Consider the following 17,488-nt stretch of genomic DNA (forward strand, 5'->3'; position numbering starts at 1 on the left):
CCTTGCCATCACCCGGTCCGGCCCACGACCGATTTCGCCGTCAGCCCAATCGCACCAACGGCCGTTGCGCCCAACGCCGCAACGAGCGCAAACGCGTAGAAGCCCCAAGGGTGCGCCAATCCGGCCGTGAGCAACGCACCGCCGAGCAACGGCCCGCTGATGGCGCCCAACCGCCCCACCCCGGCGGCCCATCCGATGCCCGTGGCCCGGTTCTCCTCGTAGACCCGGCCCGCGTACGCGTACACGAGGACTTGGGCGCTGAACACGAAGCACCCGGCCGAGAACACGGCCACGTACACCCCGAACCCGGGCAGCTTGATGCTCAGCAACGCCAGGAACACCACCGCGGCACCGAACCACCCGATGGCCGCCGTCCGGACCCCGATCCGGTCCGCCACCGCACCGGCGATCACCAGCCCCACCACGGCACCGATGTTGAGCGTCAGCAACAACGCCAGCGCCGCGCCGAGCTCGTACCCGGCGCTGCGCATGATCTGCGGCAGCCACGTGTTGAGCCCGTACACGAGCAACAGCCCCATGAACGAGGCCACCCAGAAGGCGATCGTCGCCTTCCGCAGCCCGGGCTTGAACAACGACCCGACCGCCTCCAGCGCGGGAGCCTTGCGCGCGACCGTCTCCGGCAGGTGCTTGACCATCAACGGGATCAGCACCAGCGCGGGCAACGCCCCCACCACGAACAGCGACCTCCAACCGAGGTCCGGGATGAGCACGATCCCCAGCAGCGCCGTGATGACGGCACCGACGTGGTACCCGGTCATGATAAGCGTGGTGGCCCGCCCGCCCTGCCGCGGCCGGGCCTCGTTGACCAGCGCGATGGCCGTGGGCAGGCACCCGCCGAGCCCCAGCCCGGCGAGGAACCGGAAGACGCCGAACGTCGTGGCGTCCTGCGCCACCGCACAGGCGAGGGTGAACACGGAGAACCCGGCGACGGCCCAGATCATCACCTTGCGCCGCCCGATGACGTCGGTGACGGTCCCGATGACGAGCGCGCCGAGCATCATCCCGACCAGCCCGGCCGTGGACACCGCGCTGGCGGACGCCGTCGTGAGGACCCCCTCCTGCAACAGCGTCGGGATCACCGTGCCGAGCACGACGAGGTCAAAGCCGTCGAGCAGGACCGCCGTCCAGCACAACGGCAACACCCATTTGTTCACGCGCTCTCTCCTCGCCGAGGGGCCCTGGTGATGCCGTGCATCGTGCGACCTGGGACCCGCGGCCGGGAGAGCTGTTTCCGGTGGGCGGAAACGTCATGTCGTGCGGAAAGGCGAAGGGCCGCCCCTCCACAAAGGAGGGACGGCCCTTCGCAAAACCAGCCGGCTCAGTTGCCGGCGAGCTTCTTGGCGTTGGCCTCGACGTCGTCCAACCCGCCGCAGGAGAAGAACGCCTGCTCCGGGAAGTGGTCGAACTCGCCCTTGCAGACGCGGTCGAACGCCTCGACCGTGTCCTTGATCGGCACGAACGAACCCGGCTGACCGGTGAACTTCTCCGCGACGAAGAAGTTCTGGCCGAGGAAGCGCTCGAGACGACGCGCGCGACCGACGAGGACCTTGTCCTCCTCGGAGAGCTCGTCCATACCGAGGATGGCGATGATGTCCTGCAGCTCCTTGTACTTCTGCAGGATGCGCTTCACCTCCTGGGCGACCCGGTAGTGCTCCTCGCCGACGATCGACGGCTCGAGGATTCGAGACGACGACGACAGCGGGTCGACGGCCGGGTAGATGCCCTTCTGGGAGATCGGACGGGAGAGCTCCGTCGTCGCGTCCAGGTGGGCGAAGGTGGTGGCCGGCGCGGGGTCGGTGTAGTCGTCGGCGGGCACGTAGATGGCCTGCAGCGACGTGATCGACTTACCGCGGGTCGAGGTGATGCGCTCCTGGAGCTCACCCATCTCGTCCGCCAGCGTCGGCTGGTAACCCACGGCGGAAGGCATGCGGCCCAGCAGGGTCGACACCTCGGAGCCCGCCTGGGTGAAGCGGAAGATGTTGTCGATGAAGAGCAGCACGTCCTGGTTCTGGACGTCGCGGAAGTACTCCGCCATCGTCAGAGCGGACAGGGCGACGCGCATGCGCGTGCCCGGCGGCTCGTCCATCTGACCGAAGACGAGAGCGGTGTCCGGGAGGACGCCCATCTCGTCCATCTCCAGGAGGAGGTCGGTGCCCTCACGGGTGCGCTCGCCGACACCGGCGAACACGGAGGTACCGGAGAACTCACGCGCGATACGCGTGATCATCTCCTGGATCAGAACGGTCTTGCCGACACCCGCGCCGCCGAACAGGCCGATCTTGCCACCCTTGACGTACGGGGTGAGCAGGTCGATGACCTTGATGCCCGTTTCCAGGATCTCGGTCTTGCCCTCGAGCTGGTCGAACGACGGAGCCTTGCGGTGGATGCCCCACTGCTCGCCGTCGCGGCCGAGGCCCGGCTGGTCGAGGCAGTCGCCGAGGGCGTTGAAGACGTGGCCCTTGACGACGTCGCCGACGGGCACCGAGATCGCGGCGCCGGTGTCGGTGACGACAGCGCCGCGGACGAGACCGTCGGTCGGCTGCATCGAGATGGTGCGGACGAGGTTGTCGCCGAGGTGCTGCGCGACCTCGAGGGTCAGCGTCTTGGCGACGGCCTCGAACGTGATCTCCACGTTCAGGGCGTTGAACAGCTCCGGCACGGCGTCGCGCGGGAACTCCACGTCGACGACCGCACCGATCACCCGGACCACACGGCCGGTGCGGGTGGTGGTGGCAGTAGCACTCATGTCACTCATCACTTCCTGCGCCACCGGTAAGCGCGGCAGCGCCACCGACGATCTCGCTGATCTCCTGGGTGATCTGGGCCTGACGGGCCGAGTTCGCCGCCCGGCTGAGGTTCCGGACCAGCTCCGTCGCGTTGTCCGTCGCGGCCTTCATGGCCGTACGACGGGCAGCCGACTCCGAAGCCGCCGCCTCCAGCATGGCGGAGAACAGGCGAGTCTTCACGTACTTGGGCAGCATCGCGCCGAGCAGCGCCTCGGCGCTGGGCTCGAAGTCGTACACCGCGCGCGGACCCTTGGAGGTCTCGCCGGTGTACTCGACGTCCATCGGCGCGACACGGCGGGCGGTCGGCGTCTGGCTCAGCATGGACTTGAACTCGGTGTACACGATGTGGATCTCGTCCACGCCCTGCGCACCGTTCTCCGTGCCCTCCAGGAACGCCTCCACCAGCGCGTCACCGGCCTCGACGGCGTTGACGTAGTGCGGGGTCTGCGAGAACCCGCTCCACGCCCCGGTGACCTCGCGGCGGCGGAACTGGTAGTAGCCCTGGCCCTTGCGGCCGGTCACGTACAGCACCGGCTCCTTGCCCTCGGACCGGAGCAGCTGCAGCAGCTGCTCGGCCGCCTTGAGCACGTTGGCGTTGTAACCGCCGCACATGCCCTTGTCGCTCGTGATCACCAGCACCGCGGCGCGCTTCGGGTCAGTGCGCTCCGTCAGCAGCGGGTGGTCGAGGTTCGCCGAGGCCTCGGCCAACGCGGAGAGCACGTTCGTGATCTCGTCCGCGTACGGCCGGGAGGCCGCGACCCTGGTCTGCGCCTTCGCGAGGCGAGACGTCGCGATGAGCTCGTAGGCCTTCGTGATCTTCTTGGTCGAGTTGACCGTTCGGATCCGTTGGCGGAGCTCCCGAATCTGTGCGCCCATGGCTCAGATCACTTCTTGGTGGGCTCGGGCTTGTGGACCTTCACCGACTCCTGGCCGACCTTGTCGGCGTCGAGCGCCTTCTCGGGGGCCTCGTTGACGATGGTCGTGCCGTCCGAAGCGGTGAACTGCTTCTTGAACTCCTTGACGGCGTCGACGACGCGCTTCTGGGAGTCCTCACCGAACTGCTTCGTCTCCACGATGCCGCTGAGCACGTCGGCGTGGTTGCGGCGCAGCGAGTCCTTGAACTCGGCCACGAAGCGGCGGATGTCGGCGACGGGGACGTCGTCGAGGTGGCCCTTGGTCGCGGCGAAGATCTCGACGACCTGCTCCTCGACGGGGACCGGCGAGTACTGGCCCTGCTTGAGCAGCTCGACCAGACGGGCACCGCGGTCCAGCTGGGCGCGCGACGCGGCGTCGAGGTCGGACGCGAACGCGGAGAAGGCCTCCAGCTCGCGGAACTGCGACAGGTCGAGGCGCAGCGAGCCCGCGACCGACTTCATCGCCTTGATCTGCGCGGCACCACCGACGCGGGAGACCGAGATACCCACGTTGACGGCCGGGCGGACACCGGCGTTGAACAGGTCGGACTCGAGGAAGCACTGACCGTCGGTGATGGAGATGACGTTGGTCGGGATGTACGCCGACACGTCGTTCGCCTTCGTCTCGATGATCGGGAGACCCGTCATCGAACCGCCGCCGAGGTCGTCCGAGAGCTTCGCGCAACGCTCGAGCAGACGCGAGTGCAAGTAGAAGACGTCGCCCGGGTAGGCCTCGCGGCCCGGCGGACGGCGCAGCAGCAGCGAGATGGCGCGGTACGCCTCGGCCTGCTTGGTCAGGTCGTCGAAGATGATGAGGACGTGCTTGCCCTCGAACATCCAGTGCTGGCCGATGGCGGAGCCGGTGTACGGCGCCAGCCACTTGAAGCCGGCCGAGTCGGAGGCCGGGGCGGCGACGATCGTCGTGTACTCGAGAGCGCCCGCCTCCTCCAGCGCGGTCTTGACGCCCGCGATGGTGGAGCCCTTCTGGCCGATGGCGACGTACACGCAGCGGACCTGCTGCTTGGGGTCGCCCGACTCCCAGGCCTTCTTCTGGTTGATGATCGTGTCGATGCAGACCGCGGTCTTGCCGGTCTTGCGGTCGCCGATGATCAGCTGGCGCTGGCCGCGGCCGATCGGGGTCATCGCGTCGATGGCCTTGATGCCGGTCTGCATCGGCTCGGACACCGGCTGGCGCTGCAGCACGGTCGCGGCCTGCAGCTCGAGGGCGCGGGTGTCGTCGGCGACGATGTCGCCGAGGCCGTCGATCGGCTGACCCAGCGGGTTGACGACGCGGCCGAGGAAGCCGTCGCCGACCGGCACGGAGAGGACCTTGCCCGTCCGGCGGACCTCCTGGCCCTCTTCGATCTTGTCGAAGTCACCGAGGATGACCGCACCGATCTCGCGGACCTCGAGGTTCAGGGCGACGCCGAGGACGCCACCGGGGAACTCGAGCAGCTCGTTGGTCATCGTGCCCGGAAGGCCCTCGACGATGGCGATGCCGTCGTAGGTCTCGGAGACGGTACCGACCTCTTCCCGGCTGACCTCCGGGGAGTAGCTCGAGACGTACTTCTCGATCGCACTGCGGATCTCGTCCGACGAGATCGTCAGCTCCGCCATGTCGTTCCTGCTCTCACTTCTTCGTTCTTGGGAAAGGGCTCGGGGGCTAGCTGGCGAGATTGCGGCGCAGTGCCGCCAACCGGCCGGCGATGCTTCCGTCGATGATCTCGTCGCCGATCTTGATCGAGAGGCCGCCGCCCAGCGAGGGGTCGACCTCCACGTGCAGCGCGATCGGGCGCGAGTAGATCGTGGTCAGCGTCGCGGTCAAGCGGTCGACCTGCTCGGCGGTCAGCTCCACGGCGGACTTCACGTGCGCGACGGAACGCTGACGGCGCTTGGCCGCCAGGTCGGCGAGCTCGGAGAGCCCGTCCGCGACGCGAACACCGCGCGGGTTGCGGACCAGCTGGTCCACCAGCGTCTTGGTGACCGGGCTGACCTTCCCCTGGATCAGGGAGCCGACCAGCGCGACCTTGCCCGCGGCGTCGCCGGCGGGGTCCGCCAGCAGCAGCTCGAGCTCGTTCGAACCGGCGACGATGCGACCGAGGCGGAAGAGCTCGTCCTCGGTCGAGTCGAGCTGGCCGTCGCGCTCGGCACGCACCAGCAGCGCGGTGCGGGCCAGCGACTCGACGCCGTCGACGAGCTCACGCGGGCTGGACCAGCGCGCGGTCACGACCGCGGCCAGGACCTGCAGGGTCGCGTCGCTCACCTTGCCCGTGAACACGCCGCGGAGCAGCTGCTCACGACCGGCGGCCTCGGACGAGGCGTCGGCGAGCGCGCCGCGCAGCGTCCGCTGCTCGATCAGCAGGCCGAGCACGGCGAAGAGCTCCTCGCCGAGCGTGGCGAGGTCGTCCGTCGACGTGGTGGCGTCGGCCAGCTCCAGCAGCCGCAGTTCCGCGGCTGCCAGAGCTTCACGACTTGCGGCATGCAACGTCATCGGCTGCCTCTACTTGCTCGCGGGCGCCGCGACGGCGTCCAGCTCGTTGAGGAAGCGGTCGACGGTGCCGCGGCGGCGGGACTCGTCCTCGAGGGACTCGCCCACGACCTTGCTCGCCAGCTCGACGGCGGTGCGGCCGAGGTCGGCACGCAGCTCGGCGACGATCTGGGCGCGCTGCGCGTCCAGCTGGTGCTGGCCCTGCGCGACGATGCGGGCCGACTCGGCCTGCGCCTGCTCACGCAGCTCCTCGACGATCTGCAGGCCCTCGGCCCGTGCGTCGTCGCGGATGCGCGCGGCCTCGGCGCGAGCCTCGGCCAGCTGCTCCTTGTACTGCTCGAGCGTGCGCTGAGCCTCGGCCTGAGCCTGCTCCGCCTTCTCGATGCCACCCTCGATCTTGGCAGTCCGCTCCTCGTACAACGCCTCGAAGCGCGGTGACACGAACTTCTTGATGACGAAGAGGAGGAGCAGGAACGCGACGAGACCGAGGATGATCTCCGAGGTGTGCGGGAGGACCGGGTTGACCGGTCCCTCCGCCGCCAGGATGAGGGTGTCCATCACGGTTTCTCCTAACGCGATCTGGATTCGGTCAGGCAGTCGCGATGAAGTAGACGACGAAGCCGATCAGCGCGAGGACCTCGACGATGGCGAAGGTGGTCCACGCGAGACCGAGCAGAACGCCGCGGGCCTCGGGCTGACGGGCGGTGCCGCTGATGACCGAGGAGAAGATCAGACCCACGCCGATGCCGGGGCCGATGGCCGCGAGACCGTAACCGATGGCCGCGAGACCCGGGTTGATGGAGCCGGCGTCCTGGGCAATCTGGAGAGCGCTCACTGTTGCTGTTCCCTTTCCAACTCGGTCCGCGAGTGTTCGCGGATCGGAGGCTTTGTGCTGTTACTCAGTGCTCTTCTGCCAGCGCCATGCCGATGTAGCTGGCAGACAGCAGCGCGAAGATGTAGGCCTGCAGGCACATGATCAGTGCCTCCAGGAAGGTCAGCGCGATGGCGAAGGCGAAGGACACCGGCGCCACGATGACGGTCAGCCCACCGTTCAGCAGCAGGAACTCACCAGCCAGGGTGAACACCAGCAGCAGCAGGTGACCCGCGAACATGGCGGCGAAGACTCGGATCGCCAGCGTGAGCGGGTTCAGGATGAACTTCTGGAAGAACTCGATCGGGATCAGCAGCGGGAGCACGAACCACGGCGCGCCCGGCGGAACCGTCTGGTGCTTCAAGTAGCCCACGAAGCCGTGCCGCTTGAACCCGACGAAGTGGTACACCGGGTAAACAACGAGCAACGAAACGGCGAGCGGGAAGCCGATGTGCGACATCGTCGGGAACTGGATGACGGGGATGAGCCCGAACAGGTTGTTCACCAGGACGAAGGTGAAGATCGTGAGGATCAGCGGGATGAAGGGCTTGAAGTCCTTCGCGCCGATCTGCTCCCGGGCGATGCTGTTGCGCCCGAAGTCGTAAACCGACTCGGCGGCGAACTGGAACTTGCCGGGGATCAGCTTCATGTTGCGGGTGGCCGCGACGAAGAAGACACCGATGATCACGATCGACAGCACCAGCAGGACCATCGGCTTCGTGACCGAGCCGAAGATCGGCGGGAGGAAGAAGTCCTTCACACCGGGAGCTACGAACTCACTCCCCGAAGCCAGCAACTTGGTCACTGTGTTCCTTCCGGTTCTCCCGGCCGGCGTTCACTCCGCCGGGGGAATCGTCACGATCTGGACTTAACGTACCTTACGGTTCGCAAGCGACTACGCGAGGCACCCCTGCGATCGGGTGTCCCTGGTCTGCGCGGACCATATCAGCAGGTCTCAGGTGCCTTCGGAGGCGGGGACCACCATCTGGCTACGGCTGCGCCTGGAGGCTCTCGCCTCCAGGAAGGACGTCACGAGGACGGTCGCCACCAGGGTGATTCCGAGCGCCTTGGGTTCGAGCCACGACTGGCCCCGCAGCAGGATCACCGCGAGCAGCAGCACGATCAGCTTGCCCATGAATCCGCCGAGTGCGGCGACCATCACGAACATCGGGTCGAGAGACGCCGTCTTGCGCATCAGGAACAGCGTGCCGAGGCTCGAACCGATGGCGATGGCACCACCGATCAATGATCCGAAGAGACCAGCAGTCCCCCAGATCACCGTTGACACGACGACGCCGAGGACAAACGTGCCGAGCGCGGCCCAGGCGGCCTCGCGGAACATTTCCCCGGCGAGTCGCTGGACGGTCAGCTCGTGCGTGACGGCCTTGTCCGCGTCGCTCATGTCCCGAAGTCTAGGAACCGGCTCGTGAGGCCTTGCGCGCAGCCCTCGTTAACGACGGTTAAGCGGCTCCAAACAAGATGGCGCGCCAATTCCCCTCAGGACTTGCGCGCTTCTCGCAGCCGCGGGATCACCGACACCACGAACGTCACGATCAGCCCGATGACGAAGCACGTGGCCACGATGATGGGGTCGAACAGCGTGAGAGCCACCGCGCCGAACGCCAGCACTCCCGCCCACAGGTAGATGAGCAGGACCGCGCGCCGCTGCGAGTGGCCGATCTCCAGCAGCCGGTGGTGCAGGTGCATCTTGTCCGGGGAGAACGGGCTCTCGCCGCGGCGGGTCCTGCGGATGATCGCCATCAGCAGGTCGAGCAGCGGCACGAACAACACCGCCGCCACGACGATCAGCGGCGACAGCAGACCGAGCAGGTCGGCCGCGCTGCCCGTGGCCTGGTTGATCTTGCCGGACGCACTGGTGGTCGCGGCGGCGAGCATGAGGCCGATGAGCATCGAGCCCGAGTCGCCCATGAAGATGCGCGCGGGGTTGAAGTTGTGCGGCAGGAACCCGAGGCACGCGCCGGCCAGCACGGCGGCGATCAGCGCCGGCGGGTAGGCCTCCACGGCGCCCTGGCGTTCGACGAGCAGGCCGATCGAGAACACCGCCGTGGCCGCCGCGGCGATCAGGCCGATGCCGGCCGCGAGCCCGTCGAGACCGTCGACGAAGTTCATCGCGTTGATCATGGTGACCGCGAGCAACACGGTCAGGAGCGCGCCCTGGTTCTGGTCCAGCGAGATGGTCGCGCCGCCGTCCCACGGCACCCACGCGATCATCCACTGCAGACCGAACAGCACGAGGATGCCGGCCGCGGTGACCTGTCCCGCCAGCTTGGTGAGCGAGTCGAGCTCGAACCTGTCGTCGATCGCCCCCACGAGCACGATGACGCCGCCCGCGACGATGACACCCCACGGATCGTTGGAGAAGTCGAACGCCGCCCGCAGCACCGGCAACTGGTGCGCCACGAACATGCCGCACAACACGCCGCCGTAGATGGCGACACCACCCATGCGCGGCATCGGCTGCACGTGCACGTCCCGTTGCCGCGGATAGGCCACCGCCCCGACCCGGAACGCGAGCGCGCGCACCAGACCGACGAGCAGGAACGTCACCACGGCAGCAATCAGCGCGACGAGCAGGTACTCGCGCACGGGAAGGACGAACGAGGATGCGGGCCCCACGGGCCTACCAATCAATCGGGGTCTGTTCGGGGTGCACGCCACGGTACTCGCGGCAGCATGATCATTCTGGCAGCCGCTCGTCAGCGAGCGACTTCAACCTCGATGCCGAGCACCTCGTCGACGTCCTTCTTGCTGACAGCACCCTCACGCAGGATCAACGCGTCCGGCCCCGTGAGGTCCACGATGGTCGAGGCGATGTTCTCGCCGCTGAGACCACCGTCGAGGTACACGGGCACAGCGTCACCGAGCTGGTCCCGCGCCTCCTGGGCGCTCGCGGCCGGCGCGTGCCCCGTCTTGTTCGCACTGGACACGGCCATCGGCCCGACATCGCGCAACAACTCGAGCGCCACGGGGTGCAACGGCATGCGCAACATCACCGTGCCGCGCGTCTGCCCGAGATCCCAGGCGAGGCTCGGCGCGTGCGGCAGCACGATGCTCAACCCACCGGGCCAGAAGGCCTCGATGAGCGCCCGAGCCTGCCGGGGAACGCTCAGGACCAGCCCGTCGATGGTGGTCCAGGACCCGACCAGCACGGGCACGGGCATGTCGGGCCCGCGCCCCTTGGCGTCGAGAAGACTCCGGACGGCTTCGGCGTCGAACGCGTCGCAGCCGATCCCGTAGACGGTGTCGGTGGGCAGGACGACGAGGCGTCCGCTGCGCACCGCACCGGCGGCAGCGGCCAGTCCGGCCGCGCGGTTGTCGGGTTCGCTGCAGTCGTAGACCGTGCTCACCTCGCTGAGCCTAGCCAGCCGCGCTGCTCTCACCGCATGCAGGTGCGCGCAGTCCGGAACACCGGCTCGGACCTGCGCTTTCATTCTCACTTCTGGCGTCCACAACGCGGCTGACCAGCCGATGTTCCAACCCAAACAGGGCTAAGTAGTTCAACGCATCCACCGAACGGCGGCACAACTGTATGGTCATGAGTCGACCACAGAGCGCAATGGGGGAGGGTCGAGTTCCTGTGTCCGAGGAAGTGGTGACGAGCGGCAAGGTCGGCAGTTTCGCCGACAAGGCCGCCGGGGGTACCTGGAACAGCATCTTCGACGGCGGTCTCAGCGCCGTGATGGCCGCCGGCAAGGCCGTGGCCGTGGCCGTCGAGACCCAGCAGCTGTCCGTCGACCCTCACCTGGTCGACGCCATGATCAAGAAGCTCGACGCGATGAAGCTCGAGCTCGAGCAGGTCGGCCAGAGGTCGCTGGAGCTGGCCCAGGAGACCAAGCTCGGCGGTGGGTACGCCGAGGTGATCAGCCGGGGGAACAGGACGTTCGGCCTCGCGGCCCAGCAGACCCTCAGAGATCTCGGCACGGCGCTCGACGAGCTCAAAACGCAGATCGAGAAGAGCCGGGCGTCGTACACGAACGTTGACCAAGCGGGTGCTGACTCGCTCAAGAAACTCGGGAAGTAATGAAGCGCATTCTCATCGCCACGACGATCGGCCTGAGCGTGCTCGCTGCCGGCTGCACCAGCGCCGGCACGACGGGCACACCGACGCCGACAGCCGGCAGCACCGCTCCCACCAGCGACTCCAACTCCGCATCTGGCCTGGAGGCGCTGGCCGCAGAGCCCTGCGAACTGCTCACGGAAGCCGAGCTGGCGACGGTCGGCCTGAAGGCCGCGGGCGAAGCAGCGAAAGTCGGAACCTCTCAGGGTTGCGACTGGAACGAGAGCGGCAAGGGCGGCCTGCGCGTCGGCATCCGCACTGATTCCGGTGTCAAGGACCTGAACACCGACAACGGCGCCAAGTCGCAGAGCAAGATCGGCAAGTACGACGTGACCAAAGTGGAAGCTCCGGACGGAGCCAAGGGCGCTTGCACGTACTTCATCGCGGTGAGCGAGTCGTCCTCGGTTTCCATCATCGGGAACATCGGGATCACTTCGACCGACACCGCTGCCGCTTGCGACCGCGCGTCCAAAGCCGCCGAACTGATCGCGCCGAAACTGCCGTAACGAAGTCCGAGGGGGGATCCTCATGGCACCCGTCGTCAAACCCGCTGTCCCCATGCCGGACGCGAACTACCCGGGCCTGCAACACGAGCAGATGAAGGCCCAGGTCACCCAGAACTACATCCCTGACACGGCAACCGCAGTCAGCGACGCCTGGAAGGCGCTGGGCGAAACGTTCAAGGAGTTGGCCACCGATTTCAGCATCCTCGTGAACGGCTCCCAGTCCGCTTGGACGGGCAAGGCCGCCGAGGGCGTTCGAGCAGCGCTCGCCAAAGTCGGGACGTTCGCGGAAACGACCGGCGAAGGGTTCACCCGCACCGCGAGCGCCATCGAGCAGCAGCGTGAAGCGGCGGCTCAGGCCAAGAGCTCCATGCCCGACCCCGTGAAGTTCGACCCCCTCTCCATCGCCGGCGACTGGCTGACGAACAAGGGCGGCATCGTCAACCCCGTCATGATGGTGGGCGCGCCCATCGAGATGATGGCGACGTACAACAAGCAGCAGGGCGCCAAAGAAGAAGCCGTCCAGGTCATGCAGACGCGCGACAACACGATGATGTCCGCGGCGATGTCCATGCCCACCATGGAGTCCACGCCCCAGGTCACGCAGGACCAGGGCGTCACGCAGGCGAGCAGCACCAACAGCTCGCACAGCCTGAGCAACGTCAACGCGAGCCAGCGCTTCAGCAGCACCAGCAACGCGGGCATGCCGTCCACGCCGTCGGGCATCAACAACGGCACCACGAACGTCTCGTGGGCCGCGCCCCAGGTCAAGGACCCGTCGCTGCAGCCCGGCGGCAACAACCAGAACAACCCCGGTGGCCAGAACCGGCCGCCGTTCACCCCGCCCGGGATGTTGCCGCCCGGCATGCGACCGCCTGGTGGTGGCCTGCCGGGCCGGCCTCCCGGTAGCGGACCTGGCGGGCCCGGCATGCGCCCCGGCGGACCGGGTGGGCCCGGTGGCGGTGCTGGTGGCGGCCGTGGCACGGGTGGACCCGGTGGCATGGGCGGCGGGATGGGCGCCGGTCGTGGCATGGGCAGCTTCGGACCGGCGACCCCCGGTGGCAGCGCCGGTGTCATGGGGCCCGGCAGTGGTGCCGGCGCCGCGGGTGGCGCTGGCGCCGGCTCCGGTCGTGCCGGGGCCGCGGGCGCCGGTGGCATGGGTGCCGGTGGCGCCGGTCAGGGCGGCCAGGGCGGGGAGGACAAGGAGCACAAGTCCAACTACCTGGTGCCCACCGACGAGTTCTTCGACGACGATCGCATGGTCGCGCCGCCGGTGATCGGCGGATGAGGCGGATCGCTCAGCTCTCCCTGCCCGCGTTCGAGGTCCTCTGGGAGGACCTGCGGGCGGGGAGCATCCCGTACCCCTTCGAGGTCGACCAGCACGGTGAGACGCTCGACGAGCGTGCGCGCATCAAGGCGGCGGTGCACGCCGATCTCGAACGCCGCAACCTCGCGCGCCGCGGCAGGCCCGAGCCCGACCTCGAGGACGCGCTGAACCTGCTGGCGCGTCCGGAGCTGCGCGTCATCGCGCTGTGCATGCCGGACATGAGCCAGCGGACAGTGGTCCGGGCGAGCGTGGTGGCGCGCGGCGGGTACGCGGTGCTGGTGGTCCAGGACGACAGCGGCATCACGCTGAACCTGGTGCAGGCCAACGAGATCGCGACCAGCCTCGCGAACGCCATGCCGCCGGGACGTCCCGGGCCGGGCAAGCCGGTGACGGTGCCCGCGCAGGCGTTCGAGGAGCAGCCGCAGCGGCAGGAAGGCTTCCGCCAGGCGGTCAGGACGGCGGAGAACGACGACGTGCGCCTGGCCAAGCAGATGCTGACCGGTCCGGCCATCGGCAACGGCCACTTCCTGGTGCAGATGGGACAGGGGCGCACCAAGCGCGACTTCCCGCCCGTCACCTGGATCGACACGAAGGCCGGGCGCTACTCGAACGTGCCCGCCCGCGCCGGTTGGTTCACGATCGGCCCAGCCGACAACATGGGGCTGGCGAGGCACCTGGGGCAGGTCCTGGCGATGACGAGCGACCGATGAACCCCGAGAAGATGATCGCGGACCTCGAGTCGAGGGCGCAGCAGCTCCAGCAACGCTCCCAGCAGATGCAGGAGCAGATCCAGCAGGCCAGCAGCACCGTCACCGCGCCCAACGAGGCCGTGACGGTCCGAGTGGCACCGAACGGTGCCTTGCAGCACATCGAGTTCTCACCGGCGGCGCTGCGCCTGACGCACGTGCAACTGGGCCAGCTCGTGATGCAGACCGTGCAGAAGGCCCAGATCCAGGCCGCCGAGCAGGTGGCGTCCATCGTGGAGCCCGAGTTCGGCGGCACCGAGGCGATGGACTTCCTGCGCAGCTTCATTCCGCAGCCGGAGGAAGAGGAACAGCCACCTCCGCCCGAGGACGGCCAGGTCATGCGCGAGGTCTCGTGGAACGCGCCGGCCCAGAAACCCGCACAGCCACGGCCTGCGCGGCCCGCAGACGACGACGAGGACGGCTTCGGGAGCGTGCTCCGGTGACCGGGCCGGGCTTCAGCGTCGACGCGACCGAACTCCACAGGTTCGCCGCCGGTCAGCGGTCCAGGCAGGACGCACTGGACGCGGCCGGCAACAAGGCGGCGGGCGTCGACCTCGGTGGTGACACGTTCGGCCAGCTGCTGTCCTTCTTCGCCTCGAACGCCCAGGAGTGGGCGGAGGGCACAACCGCCGCGATCAGGGAACTGGCTGCGGCAGCGGGCAACGCCGCTGAGGACACGAAGGCAACCGCGCAGACCTACGAGTCGCACGAGGACGCCAACCGCAACAGGTTCGGAGAGCCCCGATGAGCTGGACGGGCTTCAACAGCGATGTGGCGAACCCGGACAACTTCGCGGGTGGCGGTCTCGCCGAGTCCGTCATGCAGACCGTCGACTCGGCCAGCCGCCTGAGCGAAGGCGACTTCGCCGAGTTCGGGATGAACCTCGCGGCCTCCGGGCTGGATCTCCTGGGCATGATCATGGATCCGGTCGGCGCGCTCGCGACCGCGGGCATCGGCTGGTTGATCGAGCACGTCAGTTTCCTGCGTGAGCCGCTGGACTGGCTGGCCGGGAGCGGCGACAAGATCAAGGCTGCCGTCACGACTTGGAACGAGGTCGCCGCCGCTCTCCACGACATAGGTGAGCAGCAGGACAAGGCCGTCAGGAGCGAACTGCCGTGCTGGGAGCAGGGCACCGCCGGCGAGAAGTTCCGCCAGAGCCAGGGCGAACTGGCAGCCGAGATCGCGATGGTCTCCAAGATGAGCGCCTACGTCGCCTCCGAGGTCGCGACCGCGGGCACCATCACAGCGGCGATCCGCGGCATGATCCGCGATCTCATCGCGCTGTTCATCTGGGAGGTCATCCGCAACGCGGTCATCGCGCTCGCCTCCTCCGTGGTGTCGCTCGGCAGTTCGATCGCGGCCTTCACCGCCTGGGCCGTCGGACGCGGCGCTGTCGTGCTCGGCAAGATCACGCAGCAGCTCGCCAAGCTGGTCAAGCTCGTCATGCGCATCATGAGCCGTGTGAAGGGGCTCTTCGGCCAGCTGGGCGACGCGCTCAAGCGCCTCGGCAGGTTCGGCAGAAGCGGCGGCCCGAGCGCGCCACGTGCTCCGCAACCCCCGTCGACTCGCGGAGACGGCTTGGCGGACGCGGGCAGGCGTCTGGAGGACTGGGGCAACACCAGGCCGTCACTCAGCGACGCCGGTGACAAGCTCAAGCAGGCAGGCCGCGAGTTCAAGGACGGCTACGGGGACGCCGGCACCACCTGGAAAAAGAACTACGAGGAGCCGTACCAGCAGAAGGTCCCGCGGTTCGTCGAGCCGTTCCGCGACGCCGTCGACGCCTACACGCCGTACAAGCCGCAAACCCGGCCGGATGGCACGGTGGCGCCGCACTCGTCGCCCAACCTCGTTGATGGGGGATGGGTCGCGAAGGCCACGGCGGATCACCTCCGCGAATGGGCGAAGTACGACGAGTTGGAGAACCAAGGCCGGACTTTCCCGCGACAGCAAGGGTCTTTGGACGAATGACCGAAGCGACTCCAGCTTCCAGCCCGAAGCACGTGCTTCTGGCAGGCGCCGCCATCACGGTGCCCACGATGACGGGTTTCCTGAGCAACACCGGCGAAGTCGGCCTCATCGTGGCGCTGGGATTCCTGTCCGTGGCCGCACTGCCGTTCTGGATCATCGCCCTGGGAAAGCTCCGCCCGCGGGGTGGTGGGTGGCTGTTGATCCCCGCCCTGGCTGTCTTCGTCGGCAGCCTGTTCCCCGCCGGCATCGGCGGGCATTCGGTGTGGCTCACCGCGTTCGGCGAGACGCTGCACTGCCGCGTGGACACCGTCGAGCGGCACCCCAGCAGCCGTGGCGCCGACTCGTTCACGGCTCACCTGCGGTGCGGTGACAGGGAGCTGAAGCTTTCGCCCGCCGGTGCGCGGAAGGCCAAGCCGGTCGGTGCCGAGCTCGATGTCGTAGTGGACGAGACCGGGTTCTTCACCAGCCTCGAACGCGACGAGGTCTCCTGGCTCCACAACGCGCTGTTCGCGATCGGCCTGCTGGGCAGCGCCGGGTTCGTCCTGCTCGTCGCCCGGCTCCCGGCTCGGCGGCCGGAGCCGGTGGTCGAGAAGCAGTAGGCGCACACGCGGTCACGCGCGAGGCGGCGGATCCTCGTAGCGCGTGACCGCGTGCCCTCCCCGCCGAGAACGTACGACCGCTCGGCCGCAGTGCGACGAAACGTCGGGTTATTGGCCAGGAATTGGCAACTTCGACCACGACTTCGCCACCCTCAGACCGCTGCGCAGCGCGGTGAGGCCTTCGCGGAACGCCGCCATCGCCAGGCGGATCGGCACGTCGGAGGTCTCCAGGCGGTGGGTGGCGGTGAGCAGCGCTTCGATGCCCGCGAGCAGGTCGCCCGGGTCGGCCGCGGTCAGGGTGGCGCTGGAAGCGTGGGCCGCGCGGAGGAGGCGGTCGGCTTCGAAGGCTTGGCGTTCGAACGTCAGGGCGGCCTCGCGGAGGCGGGTGGCACCGGGCGAGAAGTCCGGGGAGTCGGTGGCCAGCAGCGCGTGGAACTCCGCGACGACGGAGCCGGCGGTGCGGGTGGCGGAGTCGACGTCCAGCGACAGCTGGGACAGCACGGCGGGAACGTCGGCCGCGGTGGGAGTCGGGGTGGAGGTCAACGCGCGTTCGGCTGCTTCGACGTTGTCCACGATCGCGGAGGCCAGGGTCAGCATGGTGCGGCGCCACACCGGGGAGTTCGGGCCCTCGATCCACGCCTCGCGGACGCTGTGGTGCCGGCGTTCCACGACGATCTGCACGGCCAGGTCCGGGTTGTCCTCGGTCAGGTGGTCCTCGCCCAGCAGGACGACGGGCAGCAGCAGGCCGCGGACGTCGTCCGCGGAGGCCTGGTTGTGGAACAGGAACAGTTCCTCGCGGCAGTACGGGCGGTCGAAGTAGCGGCGGGTCAGCACGGGCAGGAGGACCGCGGCGCTGCGGACCGCGGCGCGCAGGGTCGGCTGGACGAGGTCTCCCCAGCCGATGGCCTCGCGGTCGAGGAAGATCTCCAGGGCTCGGCCGCGGTCGGCGTAGGCGTAGTGGCGCAGGGCTTCGGCGAACGGGCCCACGAAGTCCATCACCACGTCGTCCTGGCGTGCGTAGCTCAGGAAGCAACGGATGGCGGGGGCGTCCGACGGGGGCGTCATCTGCCTTCTCCCGGCGCATTGACAATTCGCGTTTCCGCCACTTCCACCCCATTCTGATCAGGACCGACTATTGTGCCACCCATCGGAATGGAAAAGCGTGTTGCCCATGTCGCACAACGTCT

Annotated in this window: 20 protein-coding genes; 8 read left to right on the forward strand and 12 right to left on the reverse strand. The window is 68.2% G+C overall.

Annotation, left to right across the window (positions count from 1 at the left end; all coding sequences use genetic code 11):
* Positions 1-8 precede the first annotated feature (8 nt).
* The 11 genes from L6E10_RS02955 to L6E10_RS03005 all read right to left on the reverse strand — a co-directional run bounded on the left by L6E10_RS02955 (position 9) and on the right by L6E10_RS03005 (position 10,448).
* A complete protein-coding gene (locus tag L6E10_RS02955) occupies positions 9-1,175 on the reverse strand; it encodes an aromatic acid/H+ symport family MFS transporter (RefSeq protein ID WP_236216519.1) in 1,167 nt (388 codons plus the stop codon).
* 164 nt (positions 1,176-1,339) lie between these two features.
* Entirely contained in the window at positions 1,340-2,776 is a 1,437-nt protein-coding gene (atpD, locus tag L6E10_RS02960) for a F0F1 ATP synthase subunit beta (RefSeq protein ID WP_236216521.1), read from the reverse strand.
* Positions 2,769-3,683, reverse strand: coding sequence for a F0F1 ATP synthase subunit gamma (locus tag L6E10_RS02965; protein ID WP_236216523.1), 915 nt, complete (start codon positions 3,681-3,683; stop codon positions 2,769-2,771). Before L6E10_RS02965 ends, atpD begins: the two co-directional genes overlap by 8 nt.
* An 8-nt stretch (positions 3,684-3,691) precedes the next feature.
* Positions 3,692-5,338, reverse strand: a complete 1,647-nt coding sequence (gene atpA / locus L6E10_RS02970; protein WP_236216525.1) for a F0F1 ATP synthase subunit alpha — start codon at positions 5,336-5,338, stop codon at positions 3,692-3,694.
* 46 nt (positions 5,339-5,384) lie between these two features.
* Positions 5,385-6,212, reverse strand: coding sequence for a F0F1 ATP synthase subunit delta (locus L6E10_RS02975; protein ID WP_236216527.1), 828 nt, complete (start codon positions 6,210-6,212; stop codon positions 5,385-5,387).
* A 9-nt stretch (positions 6,213-6,221) separates the two neighbouring features.
* Positions 6,222-6,767, reverse strand: a complete 546-nt coding sequence (locus L6E10_RS02980) for a F0F1 ATP synthase subunit B (RefSeq protein WP_236216529.1) — start codon at positions 6,765-6,767, stop codon at positions 6,222-6,224.
* A gap of 31 nt (positions 6,768-6,798) precedes the next feature.
* Positions 6,799-7,044: an ATP F0F1 synthase subunit C gene (locus L6E10_RS02985; RefSeq protein WP_089921586.1), complete on the reverse strand. Its 246-nt coding sequence runs from the start codon at positions 7,042-7,044 to the stop codon at positions 6,799-6,801.
* A 64-nt stretch (positions 7,045-7,108) separates the two neighbouring features.
* Positions 7,109-7,885, reverse strand: coding sequence for a F0F1 ATP synthase subunit A (gene atpB, locus L6E10_RS02990; RefSeq protein ID WP_236216531.1), 777 nt, complete (start codon positions 7,883-7,885; stop codon positions 7,109-7,111).
* Between the two features lie 150 nt (positions 7,886-8,035).
* A complete protein-coding gene (locus L6E10_RS02995) occupies positions 8,036-8,482 on the reverse strand; it encodes a hypothetical protein (RefSeq protein ID WP_236216533.1) in 447 nt (148 codons plus the stop codon).
* Between the two features lie 95 nt (positions 8,483-8,577).
* Positions 8,578-9,717, reverse strand: coding sequence for a glycosyltransferase family 4 protein (locus L6E10_RS03000; RefSeq protein WP_090095205.1), 1,140 nt, complete (start codon positions 9,715-9,717; stop codon positions 8,578-8,580).
* Between the two features lie 80 nt (positions 9,718-9,797).
* Positions 9,798-10,448 (reverse strand): L-threonylcarbamoyladenylate synthase, encoded by a 651-nt coding sequence (locus L6E10_RS03005; RefSeq protein WP_236216535.1) that lies wholly within the window; start codon positions 10,446-10,448, stop codon positions 9,798-9,800.
* Positions 10,449-10,678: 230 nt separating this feature from the next.
* Here L6E10_RS03005 and L6E10_RS03010 point away from each other — a divergent pair, with 230 nt between their 5' ends.
* The 8 genes from L6E10_RS03010 (at position 10,679) to L6E10_RS03045 (ending at position 16,301) form a co-directional block, all read left to right on the forward strand.
* Positions 10,679-11,122 carry a hypothetical protein gene (locus L6E10_RS03010; protein WP_236216537.1) on the forward strand — a complete coding sequence of 148 codons (444 nt, stop codon included), beginning with the start codon at positions 10,679-10,681 and terminating at the stop codon, positions 11,120-11,122.
* A complete protein-coding gene (locus L6E10_RS03015) occupies positions 11,122-11,664 on the forward strand; it encodes a DUF3558 family protein (RefSeq protein ID WP_236216539.1) in 543 nt (180 codons plus the stop codon). The genes L6E10_RS03010 and L6E10_RS03015 overlap by 1 nt, the downstream gene beginning before the upstream one ends.
* Positions 11,665-11,686: 22 nt before the next feature.
* A complete protein-coding gene (locus L6E10_RS03020) occupies positions 11,687-12,949 on the forward strand; it encodes a hypothetical protein (protein ID WP_236216541.1) in 1,263 nt (420 codons plus the stop codon).
* Complete coding sequence (locus L6E10_RS03025; RefSeq protein WP_236216543.1) at positions 12,946-13,698, forward strand: ESX secretion-associated protein EspG; 753 nt, start codon at positions 12,946-12,948, stop codon at positions 13,696-13,698. The genes L6E10_RS03020 and L6E10_RS03025 overlap by 4 nt, the downstream gene beginning before the upstream one ends.
* Positions 13,695-14,177, forward strand: a complete 483-nt coding sequence (locus tag L6E10_RS03030) for a YbaB/EbfC family nucleoid-associated protein (protein ID WP_236216544.1) — start codon at positions 13,695-13,697, stop codon at positions 14,175-14,177. Before L6E10_RS03025 ends, L6E10_RS03030 begins: the two co-directional genes overlap by 4 nt.
* On the forward strand, positions 14,174-14,482 hold the full coding sequence (locus L6E10_RS03035; protein ID WP_236216545.1) for a type VII secretion target: 309 nt from the start codon (positions 14,174-14,176) through the stop codon (positions 14,480-14,482). Before L6E10_RS03030 ends, L6E10_RS03035 begins: the two co-directional genes overlap by 4 nt.
* Positions 14,479-15,702, forward strand: a complete 1,224-nt coding sequence (locus L6E10_RS03040) for a hypothetical protein (RefSeq protein WP_236216546.1) — start codon at positions 14,479-14,481, stop codon at positions 15,700-15,702. Before L6E10_RS03035 ends, L6E10_RS03040 begins: the two co-directional genes overlap by 4 nt.
* A gap of 68 nt (positions 15,703-15,770) precedes the next feature.
* The gene (locus L6E10_RS03045) at positions 15,771-16,301 is read left to right on the forward strand and encodes a hypothetical protein (RefSeq protein ID WP_236216548.1); all 531 of its coding nucleotides are present in this window, start codon (positions 15,771-15,773) and stop codon (positions 16,299-16,301) included.
* 108 nt (positions 16,302-16,409) lie between these two features.
* Here the strand turns inward: L6E10_RS03045 and L6E10_RS03050 are convergent, their stop codons facing one another.
* Entirely contained in the window at positions 16,410-17,366 is a 957-nt protein-coding gene (locus tag L6E10_RS03050; RefSeq protein WP_236216550.1) for a TIR domain-containing protein, read from the reverse strand.
* Positions 17,367-17,488 lie beyond the last annotated feature (122 nt).

Origin of the sequence: Lentzea sp. CC55 (assembly GCF_021056325.1) — a bacterium.
In the GTDB taxonomy this organism is placed as follows: Bacteria; Actinomycetota; Actinomycetes; order Mycobacteriales; family Pseudonocardiaceae; genus Lentzea; species Lentzea jiangxiensis.

Coding starts and splice junctions, on each gene's coding strand:
- atpD (WP_236216521.1), bottom strand. CDS start 2,776: ATGAGTGACATGAGTGCTACTGCCACCACCACCCGCACCGGCCGTGTG.
- L6E10_RS02965 (WP_236216523.1), bottom strand. CDS start 3,683: ATGGGCGCACAGATTCGGGAGCTCCGCCAACGGATCCGAACGGTCAAC.
- atpA (WP_236216525.1), bottom strand. CDS start 5,338: ATGGCGGAGCTGACGATCTCGTCGGACGAGATCCGCAGTGCGATCGAG.
- L6E10_RS02975 (WP_236216527.1), bottom strand. CDS start 6,212: ATGACGTTGCATGCCGCAAGTCGTGAAGCTCTGGCAGCCGCGGAACTG.
- L6E10_RS02980 (WP_236216529.1), bottom strand. CDS start 6,767: ATGGACACCCTCATCCTGGCGGCGGAGGGACCGGTCAACCCGGTCCTC.
- L6E10_RS02995 (WP_236216533.1), bottom strand. CDS start 8,482: ATGAGCGACGCGGACAAGGCCGTCACGCACGAGCTGACCGTCCAGCGA.
- L6E10_RS03015 (WP_236216539.1), top strand. CDS start 11,122: ATGAAGCGCATTCTCATCGCCACGACGATCGGCCTGAGCGTGCTCGCT.
- L6E10_RS03020 (WP_236216541.1), top strand. CDS start 11,687: ATGGCACCCGTCGTCAAACCCGCTGTCCCCATGCCGGACGCGAACTAC.
- L6E10_RS03025 (WP_236216543.1), top strand. CDS start 12,946: ATGAGGCGGATCGCTCAGCTCTCCCTGCCCGCGTTCGAGGTCCTCTGG.
- L6E10_RS03030 (WP_236216544.1), top strand. CDS start 13,695: ATGAACCCCGAGAAGATGATCGCGGACCTCGAGTCGAGGGCGCAGCAG.
- L6E10_RS03040 (WP_236216546.1), top strand. CDS start 14,479: ATGAGCTGGACGGGCTTCAACAGCGATGTGGCGAACCCGGACAACTTC.
- L6E10_RS03045 (WP_236216548.1), top strand. CDS start 15,771: ATGACGGGTTTCCTGAGCAACACCGGCGAAGTCGGCCTCATCGTGGCG.
- L6E10_RS03050 (WP_236216550.1), bottom strand. CDS start 17,366: ATGACGCCCCCGTCGGACGCCCCCGCCATCCGTTGCTTCCTGAGCTAC.